Source organism: Actinosynnema sp. NPDC020468 (assembly GCF_040642015.1).
Classification (GTDB): Bacteria; Actinomycetota; Actinomycetes; order Mycobacteriales; family Pseudonocardiaceae; genus Actinosynnema.
Map to the genome: position 1 here is coordinate 18,073 of NZ_JBFAEO010000066.1, position 23,637 is coordinate 41,709.

The window sequence follows — 23,637 nt, forward strand, 5'->3', positions numbered from 1 at the left end:
ATCTCCCTCAGACCAGGTCGGCGGGCGAGGACAGGGTGCCGCGCACCGCCGTCGCGGCGGCCACGAGTGGCGAGACGAGGTGGGTGCGGCCACCCTTGCCCTGCCTGCCCTCGAAGTTGCGGTTGGAGGTGGACGCGCTGCGCTCGCCGGGCTTGAGCTGATCCGGGTTCATGCCAAGGCACATCGAGCAGCCGGCCTGCCGCCACTCGGCGCCCGCCTCCAGGAACACCTCGTGCAAGCCCTCGGATTCCGCCTGGGCGCGCACGCGCATCGAGCCGGGCACCACGAGCATCCGGACGCCCTGGGCCACCCGGTGGCCCTTCAGGATGTCCGCGGCGGCGCGCAGGTCCTCGATGCGGCCGTTCGTGCAGGAGCCGAGGAACACCGTGTCGACGTGGATGTCCCGCAGCGGCGTGCCGGGCTCCAGCCCCATGTACGCCAGCGCCTTCTCGGCCGCCACGCGCTCGTTCTCGTCCACGATCGCCTCGGGGTCCGGCACGGACGCCGCGAGCGGCAGGCCCTGGCCGGGGTTCGTGCCCCAGGTGACGAACGGGGTCAGCTCGTCGGCGTCGAGCACGACCTCCGCGTCGAACTCCGCGTCGTCGTCGGTGCGCAACGTCTTCCAGTACTCGACCGCGGCGTCCCAGTCGGCGCCCGACGGCGCGTGCGGACGGCCCTCGAGGTAGTCGAACGTGGTCTGGTCCGGCGCGATCATGCCGGCGCGCGCGCCCGCCTCGATCGACATGTTGCACACGGTCATCCGCGCTTCCATGGACAGCGCCTCGATCGCCGGGCCGCGGTACTCCAGGACGTAGCCCTGACCCCCGCCGGTGCCGATCTTCGCGATGACCGCGAGGATGACGTCCTTGGCGGTGACACCGGGCTTCAACGAGCCCTTGATCGTGATCGCCATGGTCTTGAAGGGCCTCAACGGCAACGTCTGGGTCGCCATCACGTGCTCGACCTCGGAGGTGCCGATGCCGAACGCCAACGCGCCGAACGCGCCGTGCGTCGACGTGTGGCTGTCGCCGCACACCACGGTCATGCCGGGCTGGGTCAACCCGAGCTGCGGGCCGACCACGTGGACGATGCCCTGCTCGAAGTCGCCCATGGGGTGCAGCCGCACGCCGAACTCGGCGCAGTTCTTGCGCAGCGTCTCCACCTGGGTGCGCGACACGGGGTCGGCGATCGGCAACTCGATGTCGACGGTCGGGACGTTGTGGTCCTCGGTGGCGATGGTGAGGTCCGGTCGGCGCAGCGGCCGGCCGGCGAGGCGCAGGCCGTCGAACGCCTGCGGGCTCGTGACTTCGTGCAGCAGGTGGAGGTCGATGTAGAGCAGATCGGGCTCCGCGCCACTGCCGTGGCGCACGGCGTGCGCCTCCCACACCTTCTCCGCGAGCGTGCGGCTCATCCCAACTCCCAGGATCTGGACATCCGATAGATCTGGACTTCCCAGACAGTGGGAAGTTAGTATCGGCTTGTGGGACAGCATAGCGGGATCGGCGTGCTGGACAAGGCAGTGGCTGTCTTGAACGCCGTCGCAAAGGATCCGTGTGGCCTCGCCGAGTTGTGCAACCGGACGGGATTGCCCCGTGCGACCGCGCACCGGTTGGCGGTGGGCCTCGAAGTGCACCGGTTGCTGCGACGGGGTTCCGACGGCCGCTGGCGTCCTGGCGCGGCGTTGGCGGAGTTGGCGGGCGGGGCCACAGACCCGCTGCTGGACGCGGCGTCCTCGGTGCTGCCGCGCCTGCGCGACATCACCGGGGAAAGCGTGCAGCTGTACCGGAGGGACGGCACACAACGCATCTGCGTGTCTTCGGCGGAACCACCCAGCGGTCTCCGGGACACCGTCCCGGTGGGCGCGCGCCTGCCGATGACGGCGGGCTCGGGGGCCAAGGTCCTGGCGGCCTGGGCGGACCCGGGAACGCAACGCGCGGTCCTGGCGGACGCCGTGTACGGCGAACGAACCCTCCTGGAAGTCCGCCGCCGCGGTTGGGCCCAATCGGTAGCCGAACGCGAGCCGGGCGTGGCCAGCGTCTCGGCCCCGGTCCGCGACTCCACCGGAGCCGTGGTGGCCGCCGTCTCGGTCTCCGGCCCCATCGACCGCATGGGCAGACGCCCGGGCGCAAGGTGGGCCGCAGACCTCCTGGCAGCCGCAGAAGCCCTCCAGTCACGCCTGTAAGCACAATGAACAAAGGGGGCCACCCACGGGTGGCCCCCTTTCTGCACACACGATCACGCCGGACAAAAGAACAGAGCCGGGTGCAGGTGCACCCGGCTCTGTCTCTGTAGCCCCGATGGGATTCGAACCCACGCTACCGCCTTGAGAGGGCGGCGTCCTAGGCCGCTAGACGACGGGGCCAGGATCTTGGTATTCAATTCTTGTTTCTTACTGTCCTGCGTTGCTCCGGTAGTCTAGCACATCTCTTTCCTACCGTTGCAGCTGGGGTACCAGGACTCGAACCTAGACTAACTGAACCAGAATCAGTCGTGCTGCCAATTACACCATACCCCATTGGCGTTCCCGATCAACTTCTCTCAGCCGGGGCTTCGAGGGGCTGTCCGTTCCGCCGGGAGGAATACTAGACCACGAGCCCGGCGGAACGGAAATCGGGGGTTACACCCTGGCCGCGGACAGCTCGCACACGAGGAGTTCGGGCAGCTCAGACAGGCTGCTGATGGCGGAGATGCCGGTCGGCAGACCACCCGTGCAGGGACCCTGGCGGTTGAGCCAGACGCCCTTCATGCCGGCGTCGCGCGCGCCTATCGCGTCCGCGTGGAGCCGGTCTCCCACGTGGACGGTGTCGCACAGCGGCACACCGAGGTCCTCGCACGCGGTGTCGAAGATCACCCGGTCCGGCTTCATCGCGCCGACCTCACCGGCGATCAGGACGGTGTCGAAGTACTGCGCGAGCCCGAGGTTCGCGATCTTCACCCGCTGGTGCCTACCGGAGGCGTTGCTCACGGCGGCGAGTGGCAAACCGGTGGCGCGCAACCACTCCAGGCAGGGCACGACGTCCGGGTACAGCCGCCAGCTCGCCGCCAGCACCTCCTGGCGCCGCAGCTCCCGACGCGTCGCCTCGTCCTGGTCCAGCTCCTCGCCGAGGGCGGCGAAGAACGCGCGCGTGCGTATGTTGCGCATGCTCTCGTACTGGAGTTCGCCCGCGAGCAGGCGCGAGCAGTGCTCGTCGGTGATGCGCTGCCACAACGGGAACGAGTCGTCGTTGCCGACCATCGCGGCCAAGGCGGCCCGGGACGACGTGCTGTAGTCGACGAGCGTGTCGTCCACGTCGAGGCACACCGCGCGGATCTCGCCGGTTCTCCGGGGGGTGAAAGTCGGGGCTGCGGTTGTCACCCAGTGAGGCTAGGTGCGCCCACCCCTCCGCCGACTCGACCAAGGAGGTGATATCTGAGGGTCCTTGCACGATCAAGCAGTACCGGACCCCCCGATAGCACCACTCAGATTGCGCCGAGCGCCCGACGCAATCGGCCGATCGAGCGGTCCCGACCCACCAGTTCCAACGATTCGTACAGCGGAGGCGAGACGGTACGGCCCGTCACGGCGACCCGCACGGGTGCGTACGCCAGGCGTGGTTTCAGTCCCAGTCCGTCCACAAGGGACGCCCTCAGCGCTTCCTCGATGGCGGCGGCATTCCAGTGCGCGACGCCTTCCAGCGCGGCCGCGGAGGCCTCCAGCACGGGCCGTGCCCCGGCGCCCACGACGGCCGCCGCCTCGTCCTCCGGCGCGAAGTCCTCTTCGGCCGCGAACAGGAACCTGACCATTCCAGACGCCTCGGACAGCACGACCAGGCGTTCCCGCACCAGCGGCGCCACGTCGGCGAGCAGGGCCAGCTGCGCGTCGGTCGGCACGGCGGGCAGCACGCCGTCGGCGATCAGGAAAGGCCGCACCCGCGCGACGAACCCGGCGACCGGCAACGCCCGCAGGCGTGCCGCGTTGACCGCCTCGGCCTTCTTCTCCGCGAACCGCACGGGGTGGGTGACGATCCGGTCCGGCGTGAATGCGCGGATCATTTCCGCCGCGCCGACCGCGTCCCGATCGTCCGGCGTGGACCATCCGAGCGAGGCGAGCGCGTCGCGCATTCCCTCGGGCAGGAATCCGCGTTCCCGATAGCGCGCGAGAAGGGCGACGGGATCGCGCTCGGACAACGGCCGACCGCCTTCGCCGAGCACCGGCGGGAGATGTCCGAACGACAACGGGGAATGCCCGAGCCCGATTCCGCGCAACGCCGCCGCGACCGCGAGCCGGCGCGGTGTCGAGGCCAGGAACTCCTCGTCCCGCAGCACGTGCGTCACGCCCAGCGCCGCGTCGTCCACCGCGTCGGCGAACGCGGGCGTCGGCTCACCGGTGGCCCGCACCACGACCGGGTCGGTCAGCACGCCACCGTCGACCGGACCGCGCACCAGGTCGACCCACTCGGTCGCCCGCTCCGGCATCCGCAACCGCAGCACGGGCTCCCGCCCCTGTGCCCGCAGCGCGGCCCGCCACGCGTCGGTGGAGTCGCGGTCGAACCCGTCGTAGCCGAGCTTGGCGTCCTGCCCGGCGGCCCGGCGGCGCGCCCGGACCTCGGCGGGCGTGGAGAACGACTCGTAGAGCGCGCCCGACTCGAGCAACCGCCGGGCGGCGTCGGCGTAGAGCCCGGTCCGCGCGGACCGCAGGTACGGCCCGTTCGGCCCGCCGACACCGGGGCCCTCGTCCCAGTCCAGCCCCAGCCAGCGCAGCAGGTCCGGCCACGCCGGGTCCGCGTCGTGCGTGACGAGCGACACGGCGCCGCCCGCGCTCCGGGCCAGCGCCCAGCCGAACAGGGCCGTGCGCGCGAGCCCGACGTGCGGTTTCCCGGTCGGGCACGCGTGCAGCCGGACCCGGACGTCCGACGGTGTCACCGATTCGCTCATGACCCGATCAGCCTATCCGCCTTGACCGCGCGCACCGCCCGGAGCATGCTCAGCTTTATTCAACTACCGTTGAAAACGAGGTGGGGATCATGGAGAGGACCACGGTCGCGGTCGTCGGCGGCGGACCGGCCGGGATGGTGCTGGGGCTGCTGCTCGCCCGGGCGGGCGTCGAGGTGACCGTGCTGGAGAAGCACGGCGACTTCCTGCGGGACTTCCGCGGCGACACGGTGCACGCGTCGACGTTGACGCTGCTGGACGAACTGGGCCTCGGCCCGTCGTTCGCCGAGGTGCCGCACCAGTTGGTGGAGCGGATGCAGGTGCTGCTGGACAGCGGGCCGCAGACGGTGGCCGACCTGACCCGGTTGCCCGGGGCGCACAAGCACATCGCGTTCGTGCCGCAGTGGGACTTCCTGGACCTGCTGGCCGACGCGGGCAAGCGCGAGAAGGCGTTCGCGCTGCGGATGAACACCGAGGTGACCGGGGTCGTCCGGCAGCACGGCAAGGTGACCGGCGTGCGCTACCGCGACGCCGACGGCGAGCGCGAACTGGCCGCGGACCTGGTGATCGCGGCCGACGGGCGCGGCTCGCGGGTGCGCGCCGAGGCCGGCCTGCCGATCCGCTCGTTCGGCGCGCCGATGGACGTGTGGTGGTTCCGGTTGCCGCGCCACGAGGGTGAGCCCACCGGCGGCCTGGGCCGGTTCGGTCGGGGCTCGGGCGTGGTGCTGCTGCCGCGCGGCGACTACTTCCAGGTCGCCTACCTGATCCGCAAGGGCAGCGACGCGGAGCTGCGCGCGGAGGGCGTGGCGGCGTTCCGCAAGCGGATCTCGGACCTGGTGCCGTGGCTGGCCGAACGGCTGGAGACGGTCGCGGAGCTGGAGGACGTGAAGCTGCTCGACGTGAAGCTGGACCGGTTGCGGCGCTGGCACGACGACGGGGTGCTGTGCGTGGGCGACGCGGCGCACGCGATGTCGCCCATCGGCGGGGTGGGCATCAACCTGGCCGTGCAGGACGCGGTGGCCGCCGCCCGGATCCTGGCCGCGCCACTGCGCCGCGGCGCGGTCACGCCGGCCGAGCTGGCGAAGGTGCGCCGGCGCCGGTGGTTCCCGACCGCGGTGACCCAGGGGATCCAACGCCTGGTGCAGGACCGCTTCCTGCGGCCGACCCTGGCGGGCGCGGCCGGTCCGGCGAAGGCTCCCGCGCCGATCCGCCTGCTCCAGCGCGTGCCGCTGCTCCAGGTGGTGCCCGCGTACCTGGTGGCGATCGGGTTGCTGCCCGAGCACGCGCCGGCGTTCGCACGGCGCGCGCCCGAGCGGATCGAACGCGGTGACTAGCGGTTCGCGACCGTGTTGGTCAACGTCCCGAGCCCCTCGACGGTGACCGACACGGTCTGGCCGGCGGTGAGCGGCCCGACACCGGCGGGCGTACCGGTGAGGATCACGTCCAGCGGCCGCAGCGTCATCACCGCCGAGATGTACTCGATCAGCTCGGCGATGTCGTGCAGCAGCAACGAGGTCCGCGAGTCCTGCTTGAGCACGCCGTCGACCTCGGTGCGGATCGCGACGTCGTCCGGGTCGAACTCCGTCTCCACCCACGGGCCGAGCGGGCAGAACGTGTCGAAGCCCTTCGCGCGCGTCCACTGCCCGTCGGTCTTCTGGAGGTCGCGCGCGGTGACGTCGTTGGCGATGGTGTAGCCGAGGATCGACTGCCGCGCCTTGGCGGCGGGGATGTCCCGCCCGCCGACGCCGACGACGACCGCCAGCTCACCCTCGAAGTCGACGCGCTCGGACACGGCGGGCAGCCGGATCTCCGCGTTCGGCCCGATGACCGCGGTGTTGGGCTTGAGGAACATCAGCGGCGCGTCGGGCACCTCGTGCCCGAGCTCCGCCGCGTGCTCCGCGTAGTTCCGACCGATGCACACGATCTTCGGCGGCAGGAACGGCGCGAGCAGCCGCACGTCGGCGAGCGGCCACCGACGACCGGTGAACGTGGGATTGGCGAACGGGTCCTCGGCGATCTCGACGGCGGTGAGGTCGTCACCGGAGCCTTCGATCGCGGCGAAGGCAAGACCGTCCGGCTGGGCGATTCGGGCGATGCGCACGACAATCACCCTAACCGCAGCCCACCCACCCGGCCCCCCGCGCCCGCCGGAAGCGGACGCGGACCCACACCTCACAACCCGACCTCAGCCCACACCGTCACCGACCCGACGCCCGACTCCACCGTCACACACCGGCACCCGAACGACGAACCCACACCCGAACCGCCCAACCCGACGCAACACCGTCCGCCTACCCCGCCTGACCCCTCGTCGTCTCCCTCATCGCCTTGTGCACCAGCGCGTCGCACAACGCGAGCCAACTGGCCTCGACGATGTTCCCGTGCACACCCACGGTGGTCCACGCCCGCTCGCCGTCGGTCGACTCGACCAGCACCCGGGTCACCGCGTCGGTCCCGTGCTGATCGGTCAGGATGCGCACCTTGTAGTCGTTCAACTGCACGCTGTCCAACCAGGACAGGTGCGGCAGCAACGCCTTCCGCAGCGCCGCGTCCAGCGCGTGCACCGGCCCGTTGCCCTCGGCGGTGGCGATCACCCGCTCCCCCGCCACGTGCACCTTGACCGTGGCCTCCGACCCAATGCCACCGTCCTTCTGGTGGTCCAGCACGACCCGGTAGGACTCCAGGGTGAACGGCGGGTTGTCCAATTCGGACAGTTCGTCCTTCAGCAACAGCTCCAACGACGCGTCGGCGGCCTCGAAGGACCAGCCCAGCGCCTCCAGTTCCTTCACCTTGCGCACCGAGTTGGTCAGCGCGTCAGGCCGGCGGGTCAGGTCGATCCCGAACTCACGTCCCTTGAGTTCGAGACTGGCCCGACCCGCCATCTCGGTGACCAGCACCCGCATGTCGTTGCCGACGGTCTCCGGAGCGATGTGGTTGTACAGCTCCGGATCGACCTTGATCGCGCTCGCGTGCAACCCCGCCTTGTGGGCGAAGGCCGACGACCCGACGTAGGCCTGGTGGGAGTCGGGTGCGATGTTGGCGATCTCGGCAAGGGCATGGGAGACCCGGGTCAGCTCGGCCAGCGACTCGCGCGGTAGCACGGGAAGGCCGAGTTTGGTCACGAGGTTCCCCACGACGGCGAACAGGTCCGCGTTGCCCGCTCGCTCGCCGTAACCGTTGGCGGTGCACTGGACGTGGGTAGCCCCGGCCTGCACCGCCGCGATGGTGTTGGCCACCGCGCAGGACGTGTCGTCCTGGCAGTGGATGCCGACGCGGAAACCCGTGCGGGCCACCACGTCGGCGACGGTCTCGGCCAACTTCAACGGAAGCTGACCACCGTTCGTGTCACACAGCACGACGACGTCCGCGCCACCCTCCACAGCGGACTCCAACGTGCGCAGCGCGGTGTCGGGGTCGAACGCGAACCCGTCGAAGAAGTGCTCGGCGTCGAGGAACACCCGACGCCCCTCCTCGACCAGGAACCGCACGGTGTCCCGCACCATCGCGAAGTTCTCCGAGACCTCGGTCCGCAACGCCCGCTCGATGTGCCGCCGATCGGACTTCGCGACCAACGTCACCACCGGCGCCTGGGAGTCGACCAACGCCCTGACCTGCAAGTCCTCGTGCACCTTCACACCGGCCTTGCGAGTGGCCCCGAACGCGACCAACCTGGCGTGCTTCAACACCAACTCCCCAGCCGCGGCCCGGGCGAAGAACTCGGTGTCCTTGGGCAACGCCCCAGGCCACCCGCCCTCGACGAACCCGACCCCCAACGAGTCCAACAACCCCGCCACAGCGATCTTGTCGGTGACGGAGTAGGAAATCCCCTCCCGCTGCGCCCCGTCCCGCAGCGTCGTGTCGTAGACGTGGAAGGAATCGCCGAGCGTGGTCACGATGGTCTCCTAGGAAGTTTCCGAACAAACAAAAAGACCCCCCGCAAGGTGCGAGAGGTCGGCGCGCCGGGTGCTTGGGGAAGCACTACCCGACGCGCTGGGAAATAATGACAACGGCATGGAGAGCCATACCTCGATGGTGCCACACCGCCGCCGGAGATACCAAGCCCCGGACCAACCTTCCCACGATCCGGTCACACTTAGCGCTCACTAGCAACGCACCGCAAACCCCCGATCACCCCACCAAACCCTCCACAAAGGACACACAGCCACCACCACCGGGGCGCAGCCCCACAGCCCAAGCCTGGCGTGCTCTCCCCGTATGGCCTGGGCGAAGCCCAACCGCATGTGTCAAGGGGGCGCATTAAGCGCTACCGCCGGCCGAAGAACGATCCGCCCCCTTGACGCATGTGGTTGCCTCAGGCAGGCCATACGGGGAGAGCACGCAACGCCCTTCCTCCCCGGAGGCGCTGCCCGTCCGGCGAGGACGCTTTTACGCCCTGAACCCAACCCACACCCCACCCCCAGCACCCAAAAAACAACGCCCCCGGAGCCAAAGCTCCGAGGGCGCCGCACCGGGCCAAACCCAGCCAAACCAGCCCAACCTCAGGACACAGTCCGAACGTTGGACGAAACCAACGCAGCCAACCGATCCCCCACCGCGTAGGTGGCCCCGGGCGAGGTGTGATCCCGAGTGGCCAGATCGAAGGCCACCGAAGCCTCGATCCGCCGAGCAGCCTCCGACTCACCCAGGTGATCGAGCATCAACGCCACCGACAACACCGCCGCGGTCGGATCCGCGATCCCCTGCCCGGCGATGTCCGGCGCAGACCCGTGCACCGGCTCGAACATCGACGGGTTGCGCCGGGTCACGTCCAGGTTCCCGGACGCCGCCAACCCGATCCCACCGGTCACCGCCGCGGCCAGGTCGGTCAGGATGTCCCCGAACAGGTTGTCGGTCACGATCACGTCGTACCGGGCCGGGTCCGTCACCAGGTGGATGGTCGCCGCGTCGACGTGCTGGTACGCCACCGTCACGTCGGGGTGCTGCAACGACACCTCCTCCACGACCCGCGACCACAACGACCCGGCGTGCGTGAGCACGTTGGTCTTGTGCACGAGCGTGAGGTGCTTGCGGGGCCGGTTCGCCGCCCGGGCGAACGCGTCCCGGACGACCCGCTCCACGCCGAACGAGGTGTTGATCGACACCTCGGTCGCGATCTCGTGCGGGGTGTCCTTGCGCAGCAGACCGCCGTTGCCCGCGTACAGGCCCTCGGTCCCCTCGCGCACGACGACCATGTCGATCTCGGGCGGATCCGCGATCGGGCTGCGCACACCGGGGTACAACCGCGCCGGGCGCAGGTTCACGTGGTGGTCGAGCTCGAACCGGAGCCGCAGCAGCAGGCCACGTTCCAGGATCCCGCTGGGCACCGACGGGTCGCCCACGGCGCCGAGCAGGATCGCGTCGTGCTGGCGCAGTTCGCCCAGCACCGACTCCGGCAACAGCTCACCTGTGGCGTGCCAGCGCGCTGCGCCCAGGTCGTAGCGGGTGATCTCCGCCGCCGGGACGACCTCGCCGAGCACCTTCAGGGCCTCGGCGACGACCTCGGGCCCGATCCCGTCTCCTGGGATCACTGCGAGCCGCATCCACACACCTCCCAGGTATCAGTCCCATTGCACGGGACTTGTTTTCCTTTGCGAAAGGCTACCGGCACCGAGCCCGTGAACCGCACTCGGAACACCCTTGAGAGGGCGAATCTCCCGGACTGCGGGACACCCGATCGGTCCAGTGCCCCCGATCAGGTGCCACCCGAAGGGCTTAAACGGCTCTGGCCGGCGGGGCAACCCCCCACCGGCCAGAGCGATCAAGCAGTGCCCACGCGCCGATCACGCGTGGAATCCGGCGGATCAGCCGGCCGAACCGGTGGCCTTCGGCCCCTTCACCTTGACCACGTCGGCGCGCTCGCCGGTGGCGTTGTGGTGGTTCAGCACGAGCAGACTGTCCGACTTGTCCAGTGCCAGCGCGTCCGCGTCGCGGTTGACCACGAGCGCGGTGCCCGGACGGGCCGAGTAGGACAGTGCCGGGTCGCCGCCGCCCTGCGCCCACAGGCCGGGCTTGAGCGGGTCGAACGACACGTCGGTGCCGAGCGAGTCGACCAGCGACGCGCCGGGCGCCTTGTAGAAGCCCGACACGCCGGCGGTGTACTTCAGCCGGGCGGTGGACCCCGACGGGTCGATGCCGAGCGCCGACAGCAACACGGGGAGCACGACCACGTTCGTGTCGAACACGTTCGTGTCGACGTCGCCGAACTGGCCGTTGACGCCCTGGATGTCCACGGTCGCCCCGGTCGCGAGGTCGACGGTGGTGGCCACCAGCAGGTCGGTGTCGGTCAGCTTGGACGCGTACGTCTCGTAGTCGTACTTGCCGTCGCCGTTGGTGTCGATGTCGATGAACGGCACAGTGTTGTTGCCCAGGTTGTACCAGTTGCCCCAGGTCGCGACACCGAACGCGAGCAGCGCGTCCGCGGGCTTGCCCTGCGCCTTGGCCAGCGGCGCGGTGGACGTGGCGCCCACGTAGCGCAGGTCGCCGCCCTTGGCGGTGTCGTTGATGGTGCAGTCGGTGGTGACCCGGCGGCCGCACTCGCGCAGCTTCGGCGAGGTCGCGCCCAGCTCCAGCACGCTCACGAGCGACTTGTAGGCACCCTGGTCGACACCGCGACCGGTGAGGTTGAGCACGCCCTGCTTGGCCTTGACGGTGATCGTCGAGGCCACGTTGATGTCCGACACCGGCTTGGGCGCCGAGTACACCGGCACCCGCAGCGCCACGGTGGCGCCGCTCTTCGGGGTCAGCACCACGCGACCGGACGCGTCGGCCAGGAACTGGCGCGGCACGTCGAGCTGCAACGGCACGATCGTCGGGTCGACGGTCTTGCGCAGCGCGGCCGGGTTGGCGATCTTCAGCGTCACCTTGACCTTGGCGACGCCGCGCGGCGAGAGCCGGACGGTGTCCGCCGACAGCTGGTACTCCACGCCCGGGATCGACGTGATGGCCTCGTAGCCGACCTTGTAGTCCACCCACTTGGTCGACTTGTTGACCACCTTGATGGTCTTGGTCAGCGACACCGGCTTGGCCACCTCGACGGTGCCGAACGACGCGGACACCGCGCCCGGGTCGTCCTGCACGTAGGCGAGCACCTGGTTGTCCAGCGCCGCCTTGCCGTCGACCCGACCCGCGCCGACCCGGTTGGGGCCGTAGGTCTTGCCGTCCTGCTTCACGTCGGCGCCCGCGCTGTTCATGATCGCGGCCTTGACCTCCTCCGGCTTCCAGTCCGGGTGGGCCTCGCGCACCAGCGCGACGATGCCGGTGGTGTGCGGGGTGGCCATGGAGGTGCCGCTGATCACCAGCGTCTTGTTGCCCGAGCCGACCAGCGCCGAGGCGATGGTGTCACCGGGCGCCGCGACGTCCGGCTTCACGATCGGGCCGCGCACGCCGCGCGAGGTGAACGTGCTGGGCGTGTCGGAGATCGAGTTGTCGTACGTCGGCAGCGCGGTGCGCAGCTCGCCCGCCTGGCGGACGACGAGGGTGCCGGCGGCGAGCGCCGGGCGCAGGGCCGCGGTGGCCGAGCCGGTGAACTGGAACACCGGGATCACCGGGCTGCCCGAGATGCCCGCGTTGAAGTTCTCCAGCGCCGAGGAGAAGACCGCGCCGGCCGCACCGGCGGCGACCGCGTTGCCCGACCGGCCGGCCGAGCCGCAGCGACGCGTGGCGTCGTTGTCGTCCCACTCCAGCCAGACGAACTTGCCCGCCACGGCGGCGGCGTCGGCGGCCGAGAACGGCAGGCAGCCGTCCTTGTTCGCCGGGTCGGACAGCGCGACGACCGGCTTGGTCACGTCGACGCCCTGGTAGTTGAAGCTCTGGCTGTACTGGCCGGGCTTGCGGCCGGCCGCGGCACCCGGCGCGGTGACCTCGGCGGCGTCCCGCAGCACGAACGAGTCGCGCACGCTGGCGACGGTCAGCGCCTCGGGCGTGGAGCCCGGCGAGCCGCCGACGTCGTACAGGTCGCCGCCGTTGCCCGCGGCGAACACCGTGACGATGCCGCGCTGGTTGAGCTTGCGCACGAACAGGCTGTCGGGGTCGTCCGGTGCGCCGTAGTCGGAGCCGAGCGACAGGTTGACCACGTCGAGGTGGTCGGAGAAGTCGCCGTCGCCGTCGGGGTCGAGCGACCAGTCGAGCGCCTGCGAGGTGACGTTGGTCGAACCCTCGCAGCCGAACACCTTCAGCGCGTACAGCAGGGCCTTGGGCGCGGTGCCGGGACCGATCCGCAGCGCGTTGAGCGCCTCGGGGGTCAGCTTCGTGTAGTCGCCCTTGAACGTGCTGCCGTCGGCGTTGACGCCGAAGCCCGCCGTCGTGCCCGCGACGTGCGTGCCGTGGCTGTTGCAGTCGATCGGGTTCGGGTCCGGCTTGGGGGTGTTGACCGCCGGGTCCTTGCTGTCGCCGTCGTAGCCGTTGCCCACGAAGTCGTAGCCGCCGACCACCTTGGCGGTCGGGAAGTAGGACTTGTCGACCTTGGTCTCGTCGATCGCCTCGAACGCCTCGACCGTGCCGGGACCGCCGAAGTCCGCGTGCGTGTAGTCGATGCCGGTGTCGATGACGCCGACGCGGATGTTCTCGCCGAGCTTGCCGTACTGCTGCCACGCGTTGAGCGTCTTGGTCAGCTGCACCGCGTTGGAGTTGGTGCGGGACTTCGGGACCACCGTGCGGATGGACTTCACGTCCGAGCGGTCGGCCAGCTCGCGCAGCTTGGCCGCGTCGGCCTGCACCACGACGCCCGGCACGCCGTTGGCGGTCCGGTAGACCTCCTTGGTGCCCGAGTCCTTGCCCTTGAGCGCGCCGACGACCTGGTCGGTCACCTTGGTCGTGTCGGCCTTGGTCGCCTTGGCGGCGTCCTTCGCCTGCTGCTTGGTCGCGCCCTGGTCGGTCTTCTCCTCGAACGTGTCGACGGCCGGCTTGGCCTCGAGCTCCACGAACGCGGTGACCTTGCCCTCGGCGGCGGAGAGCCGCTTGGCGACCTTGGTCTGCAACCTGCCCGCGTCCAGCCCGTGCGCAGCGGCGACGGACGGCGCGAGTGCCGGATCTTCGGCGGCCAGCGCGGTACCGGCGGTGGAACCCGCGACGAGAATCGCGGCCAGCACCGGTACGGCGGATCTGGCGACAACGCGAGATCGACTCACAACGTGCCCCAAATGAGGTCGGATTCGACCCGGACGGGCAGCGTCTTCATGCGGTAGGGGGACGTGCCCGCGTGGTGCCGTGCCCTCTACGGCACCGGGTCAACCTCGTGGGGGAAACCTAATCGAGTGAGCTTCGCGATCAATTAGGCCAAATGAGTGACGACAACCACAGATTTGACACTCAACCGTCAACCATTACAGCGCCGGGACCTGCGGTGATGGTGCATCCGCAGGCCCCGGGGCCAGGTTTGTCCTCGTTCGGGGTGTTGTGCCCCTGGGTTACCGAGCCGTCACTCGAAGTCGACCGCACGCACGGTGTGGGCACCCACGGACGCGCCGATCGGGTCCAGCACGGCGTTGTCGACCGGGCGGTCGACGCGCAGCAGCATGAACGCGTCCGCGCCGTCCTTGGTCTGGCTGATCTGCGCGGCCTCGACGTTCACGCCCGCCTCGCCGAGCAGGGTGCCGACGGTGCCCATGACGCCCGGGCGGTCCGGGTACTCCAGCAGCAGCACGTTGCCCTCGGCGCGCAGGTCGAAGCTGCGGCCGTTCACGCCGACCACCTTCTGGACCTGGTCCAGACCCGTGAGCGTGCCCGAGACGGTGATGACCGCGCCGTCGTGCTGGACCGCGCGGACGGTCACCAGGCTGCGGTGGTTCGCGCTCTCCGGCTCCTTCACCAGGTCCACAGTGACGCCGAGCGAGGTGGCGAGCGCCGGCGCGTTCACGAACGTCACCTGCTCCTCCACGACGCTCGAGAACACACCGCGCAGCGCGGCGAGCGGGAGCACCGCGACGTCCTCGTTGGACAGTTCGCCGCGGACCTCGACCGTGACGCTGGTGGGCGCCTTCGCGCTGAGCGCCGCGACGACCGTGCCGAGCTTCTGCACCAGCGGCAGGTACGGGCGGACCTCCTCGCCGACCACACCGCCGCCCTGCACGTTCACCGCGTCCGGGACGAAGTCGCCCTGGAGCGCGAGCAGCACCGAGCGGGCCACGTCCGTGCCGGCGCGGTCCTGGGCCTCGGTGGTCGACGCGCCCAGGTGCGGCGTGACGACGACGCCGGGCACGCCGAACAGCGGGCTCTCGGTCGTGGGCTCGGTGGAGAAGACGTCGATGCCGGCGCCGCCGACCCGACCCTCCCTGACCGCCTCGGCCAGCGCGGCCTCGTCGATCAGACCGCCGCGGGCGGCGTTGACGATGATCACGCCGGGCTTGACCTTGGCCAGCTGCTCGGCGCCGATCAGGCCCTTGGTCTCCGGGGTCTTCGGCAGGTGGATGCTGATCGCGTCGGCGCGCTCCAGCAGCTCCTCCAGCGTGACCAGCTCGATGCCCAGCTGCGCGGCGCGCTGCGGCGACACGTACGGGTCGTAGGCGATCAGCTCGGTGCCGAACGCGGCCAGGCGGGCGGCGAACAGCTGGCCGATCTTGCCCAGGCCCACGACGCCGACGGTCTTGCCGTTGAGCTCGACGCCGTTGAACTTGCTGCGCTTCCACTTGTGGTCCTGGAGCGTCTGGTGCGCGGCCGGGATCTGGCGCGCGACGGACAGCAGCAGGGCCACGGCGTGCTCGGCGGCGCTGACGATGTTGGAGGTCGGCGCGTTCACGACCATCACGCCGCGCTCGGTGGCGGCGGGCACCTCGACGTTGTCCAGGCCGACACCCGCGCGGGCGACGACCTTCAGCTTCGTGGTGGCCTTGAAGACCTCGGCGTCGACCTTGGTGGCGGAGCGGACCAGCAGCGCGTCGGCGTCGGCGACTGCTGCGAGGAGCGCCGGACGGTCGGTGCCGTCCACGTGGCGGACCTCGATGCCATCACCGAAGACGTCGAGAACGGACGGTGCGAGCTTCTCGGCGATCAGGACAACGGGCTTGGTCACGGACGTCGCTCCCGGAGGTGTGTTCGGGTGGGGAGCGCGGGCGGCCTGAGTGCAGCGGGATACCCGCGCCGCCCGGCCACGGCGATGTGTCCGGGTTGTTAACGAGCATAGTCGCGGTGGGTGGGACTCCCGCCACCTGGGTGCCCCATCCCACCTGCTGGTTTGCCCGGTGACCGCTTTGTCCGGGCGCGTCCTGGGTCTGCCGCTTGGGGGGTGGGGGCGGGTGGGTTGTCCACTTGCGAAGTTCGTGAGGCGGTGTGTGGCTGTGGGGTGCGGCTGTTGGGCGTGGCTCGCGGGTGGGGTGCGGCTGTTGGGGTGTGGCTCGCGTGTGGCGGGTGTCTGTTGGGTGTTGGCCTGCGTTTAAGGCGTCCTCGCCGGACGGGCAGCGCCTCCGGGGAGGTAGGGCGTCGTGTTCTCCCCGTATGGCCTGCCAGAGGCAACCACATGCGTCAAGGGGGCCGTTTCGTAGTTTGGCCTGCGGTAGCGCTGAATGTGCCCCCTTGACACATGCGGTTGGGCTGCGCCCAGGCCATACGGGGAGAACACGAGGCCACCGGCTTGGTCGGCGCGACCATGGCGCTGGGCTGCGTGCCCTGCGGTGTGTGGGTGGCGCGGGGGGCGTGTGTGGGGCGGGTGCGCTTGCGGGGGTTGGGGTGGGGCGGGTGAGGCTGCTGGGACTGGGTGGTCACCAGGGCTCGTCGAACTCGCCGTCTTTGACGCCCAGGATGAAGGCTTCCCATTCGGCCGGGGTGAAGACCAGGACTGGGCCTTCCGGGTGGGCCGAGTTGCGCATCGCGGTGTACGTGATGCCGTCCGTGTGTTCCACGAAGGCGATTTCCACGTGTTCTTCCTCGTCCTCCGCGCCCTCGTCGCTTCGGATCCAGGTGGCGGCCGTCAGGTCCAGGTTGCCACGGACGTGGGCCTTGTCGTCGTAGATCGGCGCGCTCTCGGTCATGGCTGATAGGTATACCGGAGTGTGCGGCGTGGTGGTACACCGCACACCCCGGTGGGAAAACCGCTGGTACTAAGCGGTTTCGGTGATCGGGCGGTCGACCCAGGACATCAGGCCGCGCAGCTTCTTGCCGACTTCCTCGATCGGGTGCTGTTCGCCTTCCTGCTGCAACTTCTTGTAGTTGCCGCGGCCGGCGTCGTCCTCGTTCACCCACTCGGTGGCGAAGGTGCCGTCCTGGATCTCGCCCAGGATCTTGCGCATCTCCTCCTTGACCGACGGCGTGATCACGCGCGGGCCGCGGGTCAGGTCGCCGTACTCGGCGGTGTCGGAGATCGAGTAGCGCATGCGGGCCACGCCGCCCTCGTACATCAGGTCGACGATCAGCTTCAGCTCGTGCAGGCACTCGAAGTACGCGACCTCGGGGGCGTAGCCCGCCTCGGTCAGCACCTCGAAGCCCGCCTGCACCAACGCCGACGCGCCGCCGCACAGGACTGCCTGCTCGCCGAAGAGGTCGGTTTCGGTCTCTTCCTTGAACGTCGTCTTGATGACGCCCGCGCGGGTGCCGCCGATGCCCTTGGCGTACGAGAGCGCCAGCGCCTGGGCGTTGCCCGAGGCGTCCTGCTCGACCGCGATCAGCGCCGGCACGCCCTTGCCGTCCACGAACTGGCGGCGGACGAGGTGGCCCGGGCCCTTCGGGGCGACCATCGCGACGTCCACACCGGACGGAACGGTGATCAGGCCGTAGCGGATGTTGAAGCCGTGGCCGAAGAAGAGGGCGTCGCCCTCCTTCAGGTTCGGGGCGATCGACTCGGCGTAGATGTGCCGCTGCGCGGTGTCCGGCGCCAGCACCATGATCAGGTCGGCCCACTCCGAGACCTCGGCGGGGGTGCCGACGACCAGGCCCTCCTCCTCCGCCTTGGCGCGGGACTTCGAGCCCTCCTGGAGGCCGATCCGCACCTCGGCGCCCGAGTCGCGCAGGCTGAGCGCGTGGGCGTGGCCCTGGCTGCCGTAGCCGATGACCGCGACCTTGCGCCCCTGGATGATGCTCAGGTCGGCATCGTCGTCGTAGAAGATCTCGACGCTCACTGGTGGTTCTCCCTTTCCTACGAACGAAAACTCAGCGCACCGCGGTCGCGGTGATCGAACGGGCGCCACGGCCGATGGCGACCATGCCGGATTGGACGATCTCGCGGAGACCATAGGGCTCCAGCATGCGCAGCAGCGCGTCCAGCTTCTCCGACGTGCCGGTGGCCTCGACCGTCACCGCTTCGGGCGACACGTCGACCACCTTCGCGCGGAAGAGCTGCACGGTTTCGAGGACCTGGCTGCGGACGGTGGCGTCCGCGCGGACCTTGACGAGGAGGAGCTGGCGCTGCACCGCGGACGACGGCTCCAGCTCCACGATCTTGATGACGTTGATCAGCTTGTTCAGCTGCTTGGTCACCTGTTCGAGGGGCAGTTCCTCGACCGACACCACGATCGTCATCCGGGAGATGTCCGGGTGCTCGGTGCGGCCGACCGCCAGCGACTCGATGTTGAAGCCACGACGGGAGAACAGGCCCGCCACCCGCGCGAGGACACCGGGCTTGTCCTCGACCAGAACGCTCAGCGTGTGCCTTGTCATCACTCGTCCTCGTCGAACAGCGGGCGGATGCCCCGCGCGGCCATGATCTCGCTGTTGCCGGTGCCCGCCGCGACCATCGGCCACACCTGGGCGTCCTTGCCGACCACGAAGTCGATGACCACCGGGCGGTCGTTGATCTCCATGGCCTGCGCGATGACCTGGTCGACCTCGTCGCGCGACTCGGCGCGCAGCCCGGCGCAGCCCATGGCCTCGGCCAGCAGCTTGAAGTCCGGGATGCGGTGCTTGTGCGTGCCCAGGTCGGTGCTGGAGTAGCGCTCGCCGTAGAACAGCGTCTGCCACTGCCGGACCATGCCCAGGTTGCCGTTGTTGATCACCGCGACCTTGATCGGGATGCCCTCGATGGCGCAGGTGGCCAACTCCTGGTTGGTCATCTGGAAGCAGCCGTCGCCGTCGATCGCCCACACCTGGACGTCCGGGACGCCCGCCTTCGCGCCCATCGCCGCCGGCACCGCGTAGCCCATGGTGCCGAGGCCGCCGGAGTTGATCCAGGTGCGCGGCGACTCGTACTTCACGAACTGCGAGGCCCACATCTGGTGCTGGCCGACGCCCGCGGTGTACAGGGTGTCCGCCGGGGTCAGCGCGCCGATCCGCTCGATGACGTACTGCGGCGACAGCGTGCCGTCCTCCGGCCAGTCGTAGCCGAGCGGGAACGTGTCGCGGATGTCGTTCAGCGTGTCCCACCACGGCGCGAGGTCGACCGTGCGCGTGGAGTTCTCCTTCTCCACCCGCACCGCCTCGATCAGCTCGGTGATGATCTCCTTGCAGTCGCCCACGATCGGCACGTCCGCGCGGCGGTTCTTGGAGATCTCCGCCGGGTCGATGTCCGCGTGCACGACCTGCGCGTCCGGCGCGAACGACGACAGCTGGCCGGTGACCCGGTCGTCGAACCGCGCGCCCAGCGCGACCAGCAGGTCCGCCTTCTGCATCGCGGCGACCGCGCCGACCGTGCCGTGCATGCCGGGCATGCCCATGTGCTGCGGGTGCGAGTCCGGGAACGCGCCGCGCGCCATCAGCGTGGTGACGACCGGGATCCCGGTGGACTCGGCCAGCTCCAGCAGCTCGGGCGAGGCGTCGGCCTTGATCACGCCGCCGCCGACGTAGAGCACGGGCCTGCGCGCCGCGGCGATCAGCTTCGCGGCCTCGCGGACCTGCTTGCCGTGCGGCCGGGTGGTCGGCCGGTAGCCCGGCAGGCGCAGCTCCGGCGGCCAGGAGAACGACGTCATCTCCTGGAGCACGTCCTTGGGGATGTCCACCAGCACCGGACCCGGCCGGCCCGTGGACGCCAGGTGGAACGCCTCGGCGATCGCGCGCGGGATCTCCGCGGCGTCCGTCACGAGCACGTTGTGCTTGGTGATCGGCATCGTGATGCCGCAGATGTCGGCTTCCTGGAACGCGTCGGTGCCGATCAGCGGCCGGGACTGCTGGCCGGTGATGGCGACGATCGGCACGGAGTCCATGTTGGCGTCGGCGATCGGCGTGACGAGGTTCGTCGCGCCCGGGCCGGACGTGGCCATGCACACGCCGACCTTGCCGGTCGCCTGCGCGTACCCGGTGGCCGCGTGGCCCGCGCCCTGCTCGTGGCGGACGAGGATGTGGCGCACCTTGGTGGAGTCCAGGAGGGGGTCGTACGCGGGCAGGATCGTGCCGCCGGGAATGCCGAACACCACTTCGCAGCCCACCGCTTCGAGCGAGCGGACGAGGGACTGCGCACCGGTCACGCGGACGGGGGCGCCGCTCGGCGGGGCCGGTTTCGGCCGCGGTCCAGGGCGGGGCGACGGCGGCTCACCAGGGGCCGGTCGCGAGGTTGCGCTGGTCATCTGTCTGCCTCGTGGGTAAGGAGAATGCACGGTCCGGGCACGAAAAAACCCTCGTCAACCCGAATGGGTCGCACGAGGGTCGCGCGTCGACGCAAGCTCGCTTGCTCAGGCGTCGACGCGCCGGCGAAGTACGAGAACGAGGTTGCGCTGCATGGCCGTGACGTTAACCGTCAACTACGCCGAGCGTCAACTGTGCGGGACGGCACTCCCGGATCGTGGACACCCGGTCCTGCGTGGACACCGCCCCGGATCACCTGCCCGAGGGAGCGGTGGCAGCATCTCCCACGTGCCGAAAGTCGTGTTCCGGATCCCCACCCCCGCCCTCCTCGCCGCGGCCTCCGTCGTCGTGTGCGCCACCCCGGTCGCCTGGGCCGCGCCCGGTCTCCAGGTCATCTACCTGCTACCGCTGGGTTACGCGTACTGGGTGCTGCGCAACCGGACCGTGGTCGACGGCGAGCGCATCAGGGCGCGCGGCACGTTCGGCGCGCGCGAGGTGCCGTGGACGGACGTGAAGGCCGTGAAGGTCGTCACGAAGGGGTGGTTGAGCGTGCAGCTGAACGACGGTTCACTCGTTCGACTGCCCGCCGTGCGCGCCGGCCACCTGCCGATGCTGGCCGCGGTGTCCAACGGCCGCGTGCCTGACCCGAACGCAACACCCGACTCCGTAGAGTCCGACGAGTGAGCACCGACACGCAGGTACGCCCGTGGGTCAAGGTCACGAGCCTGGTGCTGGCGCTGGCCGGCCTGGCCGTCTCGGCCTACCTCACCGTGACGCACTTCTCCGCCGAGGCGCTGCTGTGCTCGGAGGGCGCGGTCCTCGACTGCGGCACCGTCACCACCTCCGAGCAGTCCACGCTGCTGGGCGTCCCGGTGGCGATCCTGGGCCTGGTGTTCTTCGTCTTCGTCACCGCCCTGTGCCTGCCGTTCGCGTGGCGGGACCCGCGACTGCGCTGGCTCCGCCTCGGCTCCGTCGCCGTCGGGGTGCTGTTCGTGGTGTACCTCGTCACGGCGGAGTTCGCCCTGATCGGCAAGATCTGCCCGTGGTGCACCGTCGTGCACGTGGTCACGCTCGCCCTCGCCGGCGTCCTGGTCACCGCGGAGTTGCGACGGGGGTAATCTGAGGGGCACCGCTCCCGCCTCTCCCGGCGCCCACGACAGCGCCGTTCGCGAACACCTGCGACACCCGATCTTGGAGGAGCCGTGCCACCGCTCCGTTCCCGCACCACGACCCACGGCCGCAACGCCGCGGGCGCCCGAGCCCTCTGGCGTGCCACCGGCATGACCGACTCGGACTTCGGCAAGCCGATCGTGGCCATCGCCAACTCGTACACCCAGTTCGTGCCTGGTCACGTGCACCTGCGGGACCTCGGGGACATCGTGGCCGAGGCGATCCGCGAGGCGGGTGGCGTGGCGCGCGAGTTCCACACGATCGCGGTGGACGACGGCATCGCGATGGGCCACAGCGGCATGCTCTACTCGCTGCCGTCCCGCGAGATCATCGCGGACTCGGTCGAGTACATGGTCAACGCGCACCAGGCAGACGCGATCGTGTGCATCTCGAACTGCGACAAGATCACCCCCGGCATGCTGAACGCCGCGATGCGCCTCAACATCCCGGTGGTCTTCGTCTCCGGCGGTCCGATGGAGGCCGGCAAGGCGGTCGTCGTGGACGGCGTCGCGGTCGCCCCGACCGACCTCATCACCGCCATCTCCGCCTCCGCGTCGCCGAACGTGGACGAGGCCGGCCTGGCCGAGGTCGAGCGCTCCGCGTGCCCGACGTGCGGCTCGTGCTCCGGCATGTTCACCGCGAACTCGATGAACTGCCTGACCGAGGCGCTGGGCCTGTCGCTGCCCGGCAACGGCTCGACGCTGGCCACCCACGCCGCCCGCCGCGAACTGTTCTCCGAGGCCGGCCGCACCGTCGTCGAACTGTGCCGCAAGTACTACGCCGAGGACGACGAGTCCGTCCTCCCCCGCTCGATCGCGAACCGCAAGGCCTTCGAGAACGCGATGGCCCTGGACATGGCGATGGGCGGCTCGACCAACACCGTCCTGCACGTCCTGGCCGCCGCCCAGGAGGGCGAGGTCGACTTCACCCTGGCCGACATCGACGCCCTCTCGCGCCGGGTGCCGTGCCTGTCGAAGGTGTCGCCGAACTCGGACTACCACATGGAGGACGTCCACCGGGCAGGCGGAATCCCCGCCCTGCTGGGTGAACTCTGGCGAGCGGGCCTGCTGAACGAGGACGTCCGCACCGTCCACAGCGAGGACATCGCCTCGTGGCTCGGCACCTGGGACATCCGCGCGGAGTCCCCGTCGGAGAAGGCCGTGGAACTCTTCCACGCCGCACCCGGCGGCGTCCGCACCACGCAGGCCTTCTCCACGGAGAACCGCTGGTCCTCCCTGGACACCGACGCCGCGGGCGGCTGCATCCGCGACGTGGCCCACGCGTACACGAAGGACGGCGGCCTCGCCGTGCTGCACGGCAACCTCGCCGAACGCGGCGCCGTGATCAAGGCAGCCGGCATCGACGAGGACCTCTGGCACTTCGAGGGCCCGGCGAGGGTCGTGGAATCCCAGGAGGAAGCCGTCTCGGTCATCCTGAAGAAGGAAATCCAGCCAGGCGACGTCCTGGTCGTCCGCTACGAGGGCCCGGCCGGCGGCCCGGGAATGCAGGAAATGCTCCACCCCACCGCCTTCCTGAAGGGCGCGGGCCTGGGCAAGAAGTGCGCCCTGATCACCGACGGCCGCTTCTCCGGCGGAACCTCGGGCCTCTCGATCGGCCACGTCTCCCCGGAAGCCGCAGGCGGCGGAGTCATCGGCCTGGTGGAAGACGGCGACAAAATCGTCATCGACATCCACACCCGCCGCCTGGACCTCCTGGTCAGCGACGAGGTCCTGGCAGAACGCCGCGCCAAAATGGACGCCACGGAACGCCCCTGGCAACCACAGGACCGAGTCCGCCCAGTGACCGCAGCCCTACGCGCCTACGCCAGAATGGCCACGGACGCCTCAACGGGCGCAGTCCGAGACGTCAACAAGTAACACAATTGCCACAAAGGCCCCCCGACCACACCGGTCGGGGGGCCTTTCAGCGCGCCAGGCGCGCACGCCTAACGCAGCGGCCTCGTGTTCTCCCCGTATGGCCTGGGCGAAGCCCAACCGCATGTGTCAAGGGGGCACATTCAGCGCTACCGCCGCCCAAACTCAAAAACCGCCCCCTTGACGCATGTGGTTGCCTCCGGCAGGCCATACGGGGAGAACACGACGCCCTAACCCCCGGAGGCGCTGCCCGTCCGGCGAGGAC

General features: G+C 70.0%; 17 protein-coding genes and 2 tRNA genes. 5 read left to right on the top strand and 14 right to left on the bottom strand.

The features are described from left to right. Positions 1-7: 7 nt before the first annotated feature. Positions 8-1,411: a 3-isopropylmalate dehydratase large subunit gene (gene leuC, locus AB0G50_RS32560; RefSeq protein ID WP_360116658.1), complete on the bottom strand. Its 1,404-nt coding sequence runs from the start codon at positions 1,409-1,411 to the stop codon at positions 8-10. Positions 1,412-1,480: 69 nt separating this feature from the next. Between leuC and AB0G50_RS32565 the strand changes: the two genes are divergently transcribed. Continuing rightward, a complete protein-coding gene (locus AB0G50_RS32565) occupies positions 1,481-2,182 on the top strand; it encodes an IclR family transcriptional regulator (protein WP_360116661.1) in 702 nt (233 codons plus the stop codon). 107 nt (positions 2,183-2,289) lie between these two features. On the opposite strand, the gene AB0G50_RS32570 is transcribed toward AB0G50_RS32565, so the two are convergent. The 4 genes from AB0G50_RS32570 to AB0G50_RS32585 all read right to left on the bottom strand — a co-directional run bounded on the left by AB0G50_RS32570 (position 2,290) and on the right by AB0G50_RS32585 (position 4,914). After that, positions 2,290-2,362: transfer RNA gene (locus AB0G50_RS32570), tRNA-Glu, on the bottom strand. 81 nt (positions 2,363-2,443) lie between these two features. After that, positions 2,444-2,515, bottom strand: a tRNA-Gln gene (locus AB0G50_RS32575). 102 nt (positions 2,516-2,617) lie between these two features. Next, entirely contained in the window at positions 2,618-3,355 is a 738-nt protein-coding gene (locus tag AB0G50_RS32580; RefSeq protein WP_360116664.1) for an HAD family hydrolase, read from the bottom strand. Between the two features lie 104 nt (positions 3,356-3,459). After that, a complete protein-coding gene (locus AB0G50_RS32585; protein WP_360116667.1) occupies positions 3,460-4,914 on the bottom strand; it encodes a glutamate--tRNA ligase family protein in 1,455 nt (484 codons plus the stop codon). 89 nt (positions 4,915-5,003) lie between these two features. Between AB0G50_RS32585 and AB0G50_RS32590 the strand changes: the two genes are divergently transcribed. Then, on the top strand, positions 5,004-6,245 hold the full coding sequence (locus tag AB0G50_RS32590) for an FAD-dependent oxidoreductase (RefSeq protein WP_360116670.1): 1,242 nt from the start codon (positions 5,004-5,006) through the stop codon (positions 6,243-6,245). Here AB0G50_RS32590 and AB0G50_RS32595 read toward each other — a convergent pair. The 9 genes from AB0G50_RS32595 to AB0G50_RS32635 all read right to left on the bottom strand — a co-directional run bounded on the left by AB0G50_RS32595 (position 6,242) and on the right by AB0G50_RS32635 (position 20,330). Next, positions 6,242-7,012, bottom strand: coding sequence for a fumarylacetoacetate hydrolase family protein (locus tag AB0G50_RS32595; RefSeq protein ID WP_360116673.1), 771 nt, complete (start codon positions 7,010-7,012; stop codon positions 6,242-6,244). The genes AB0G50_RS32590 and AB0G50_RS32595 overlap by 4 nt on opposite strands. A gap of 190 nt (positions 7,013-7,202) precedes the next feature. Beyond that, positions 7,203-8,804: a citramalate synthase gene (gene cimA, locus AB0G50_RS32600; protein WP_360116676.1), complete on the bottom strand. Its 1,602-nt coding sequence runs from the start codon at positions 8,802-8,804 to the stop codon at positions 7,203-7,205. A gap of 606 nt (positions 8,805-9,410) precedes the next feature. Then, positions 9,411-10,451 (bottom strand): 3-isopropylmalate dehydrogenase, encoded by a 1,041-nt coding sequence (locus AB0G50_RS32605; RefSeq protein ID WP_360116679.1) that lies wholly within the window; start codon positions 10,449-10,451, stop codon positions 9,411-9,413. Positions 10,452-10,712: 261 nt separating this feature from the next. Further along, entirely contained in the window at positions 10,713-14,036 is a 3,324-nt protein-coding gene (locus tag AB0G50_RS32610) for a S8 family serine peptidase (protein WP_360116682.1), read from the bottom strand. Between the two features lie 290 nt (positions 14,037-14,326). Further along, positions 14,327-15,916 carry a phosphoglycerate dehydrogenase gene (serA, locus tag AB0G50_RS32615; RefSeq protein WP_360116685.1) on the bottom strand — a complete coding sequence of 530 codons (1,590 nt, stop codon included), beginning with the start codon at positions 15,914-15,916 and terminating at the stop codon, positions 14,327-14,329. 685 nt (positions 15,917-16,601) lie between these two features. Continuing rightward, a complete protein-coding gene (locus tag AB0G50_RS32620) occupies positions 16,602-16,871 on the bottom strand; it encodes a DUF397 domain-containing protein (protein WP_360116688.1) in 270 nt (89 codons plus the stop codon). A 69-nt stretch (positions 16,872-16,940) separates the two neighbouring features. Continuing rightward, on the bottom strand, positions 16,941-17,954 hold the full coding sequence (ilvC, locus tag AB0G50_RS32625) for a ketol-acid reductoisomerase (protein ID WP_360116691.1): 1,014 nt from the start codon (positions 17,952-17,954) through the stop codon (positions 16,941-16,943). 31 nt (positions 17,955-17,985) lie between these two features. Continuing rightward, positions 17,986-18,492, bottom strand: a complete 507-nt coding sequence (gene ilvN / locus AB0G50_RS32630; protein WP_360116694.1) for an acetolactate synthase small subunit — start codon at positions 18,490-18,492, stop codon at positions 17,986-17,988. Further along, positions 18,492-20,330: an acetolactate synthase large subunit gene (locus AB0G50_RS32635; RefSeq protein ID WP_360116697.1), complete on the bottom strand. Its 1,839-nt coding sequence runs from the start codon at positions 20,328-20,330 to the stop codon at positions 18,492-18,494. The genes ilvN and AB0G50_RS32635 overlap by 1 nt, the downstream gene beginning before the upstream one ends. Before the next feature lie 286 nt (positions 20,331-20,616). Between AB0G50_RS32635 and AB0G50_RS32640 the strand changes: the two genes are divergently transcribed. The 3 genes from AB0G50_RS32640 to ilvD all read left to right on the top strand — a co-directional run bounded on the left by AB0G50_RS32640 (position 20,617) and on the right by ilvD (position 23,375). Beyond that, the gene (locus AB0G50_RS32640; RefSeq protein WP_360116700.1) at positions 20,617-21,012 is read left to right on the top strand and encodes a PH domain-containing protein; all 396 of its coding nucleotides are present in this window, start codon (positions 20,617-20,619) and stop codon (positions 21,010-21,012) included. Further along, entirely contained in the window at positions 21,009-21,446 is a 438-nt protein-coding gene (locus tag AB0G50_RS32645; RefSeq protein WP_360116703.1) for a vitamin K epoxide reductase family protein, read from the top strand. Before AB0G50_RS32640 ends, AB0G50_RS32645 begins: the two co-directional genes overlap by 4 nt. Positions 21,447-21,530: 84 nt before the next feature. Continuing rightward, a complete protein-coding gene (ilvD, locus tag AB0G50_RS32650; RefSeq protein ID WP_360116706.1) occupies positions 21,531-23,375 on the top strand; it encodes a dihydroxy-acid dehydratase in 1,845 nt (614 codons plus the stop codon). Positions 23,376-23,637: the final 262 nt, after the last annotated feature.

Bases quoted from the DNA above. Each gene is read 5' to 3' on its own strand.
- AB0G50_RS32635 (WP_360116697.1), bottom strand. From the start codon at position 20,330: ATGACCAGCGCAACCTCGCGACCGGCCCCTGGTGAGCCGCCGTCGCCC.
- ilvN (WP_360116694.1), bottom strand. From the start codon at position 18,492: ATGACAAGGCACACGCTGAGCGTTCTGGTCGAGGACAAGCCCGGTGTC.
- AB0G50_RS32620 (WP_360116688.1), bottom strand. From the start codon at position 16,871: ATGACCGAGAGCGCGCCGATCTACGACGACAAGGCCCACGTCCGTGGC.
- leuC (WP_360116658.1), bottom strand. From the start codon at position 1,411: ATGAGCCGCACGCTCGCGGAGAAGGTGTGGGAGGCGCACGCCGTGCGC.
- AB0G50_RS32605 (WP_360116679.1), bottom strand. From the start codon at position 10,451: ATGCGGCTCGCAGTGATCCCAGGAGACGGGATCGGGCCCGAGGTCGTC.
- AB0G50_RS32590 (WP_360116670.1), top strand. From the start codon at position 5,004: ATGGAGAGGACCACGGTCGCGGTCGTCGGCGGCGGACCGGCCGGGATG.
- AB0G50_RS32585 (WP_360116667.1), bottom strand. From the start codon at position 4,914: ATGAGCGAATCGGTGACACCGTCGGACGTCCGGGTCCGGCTGCACGCG.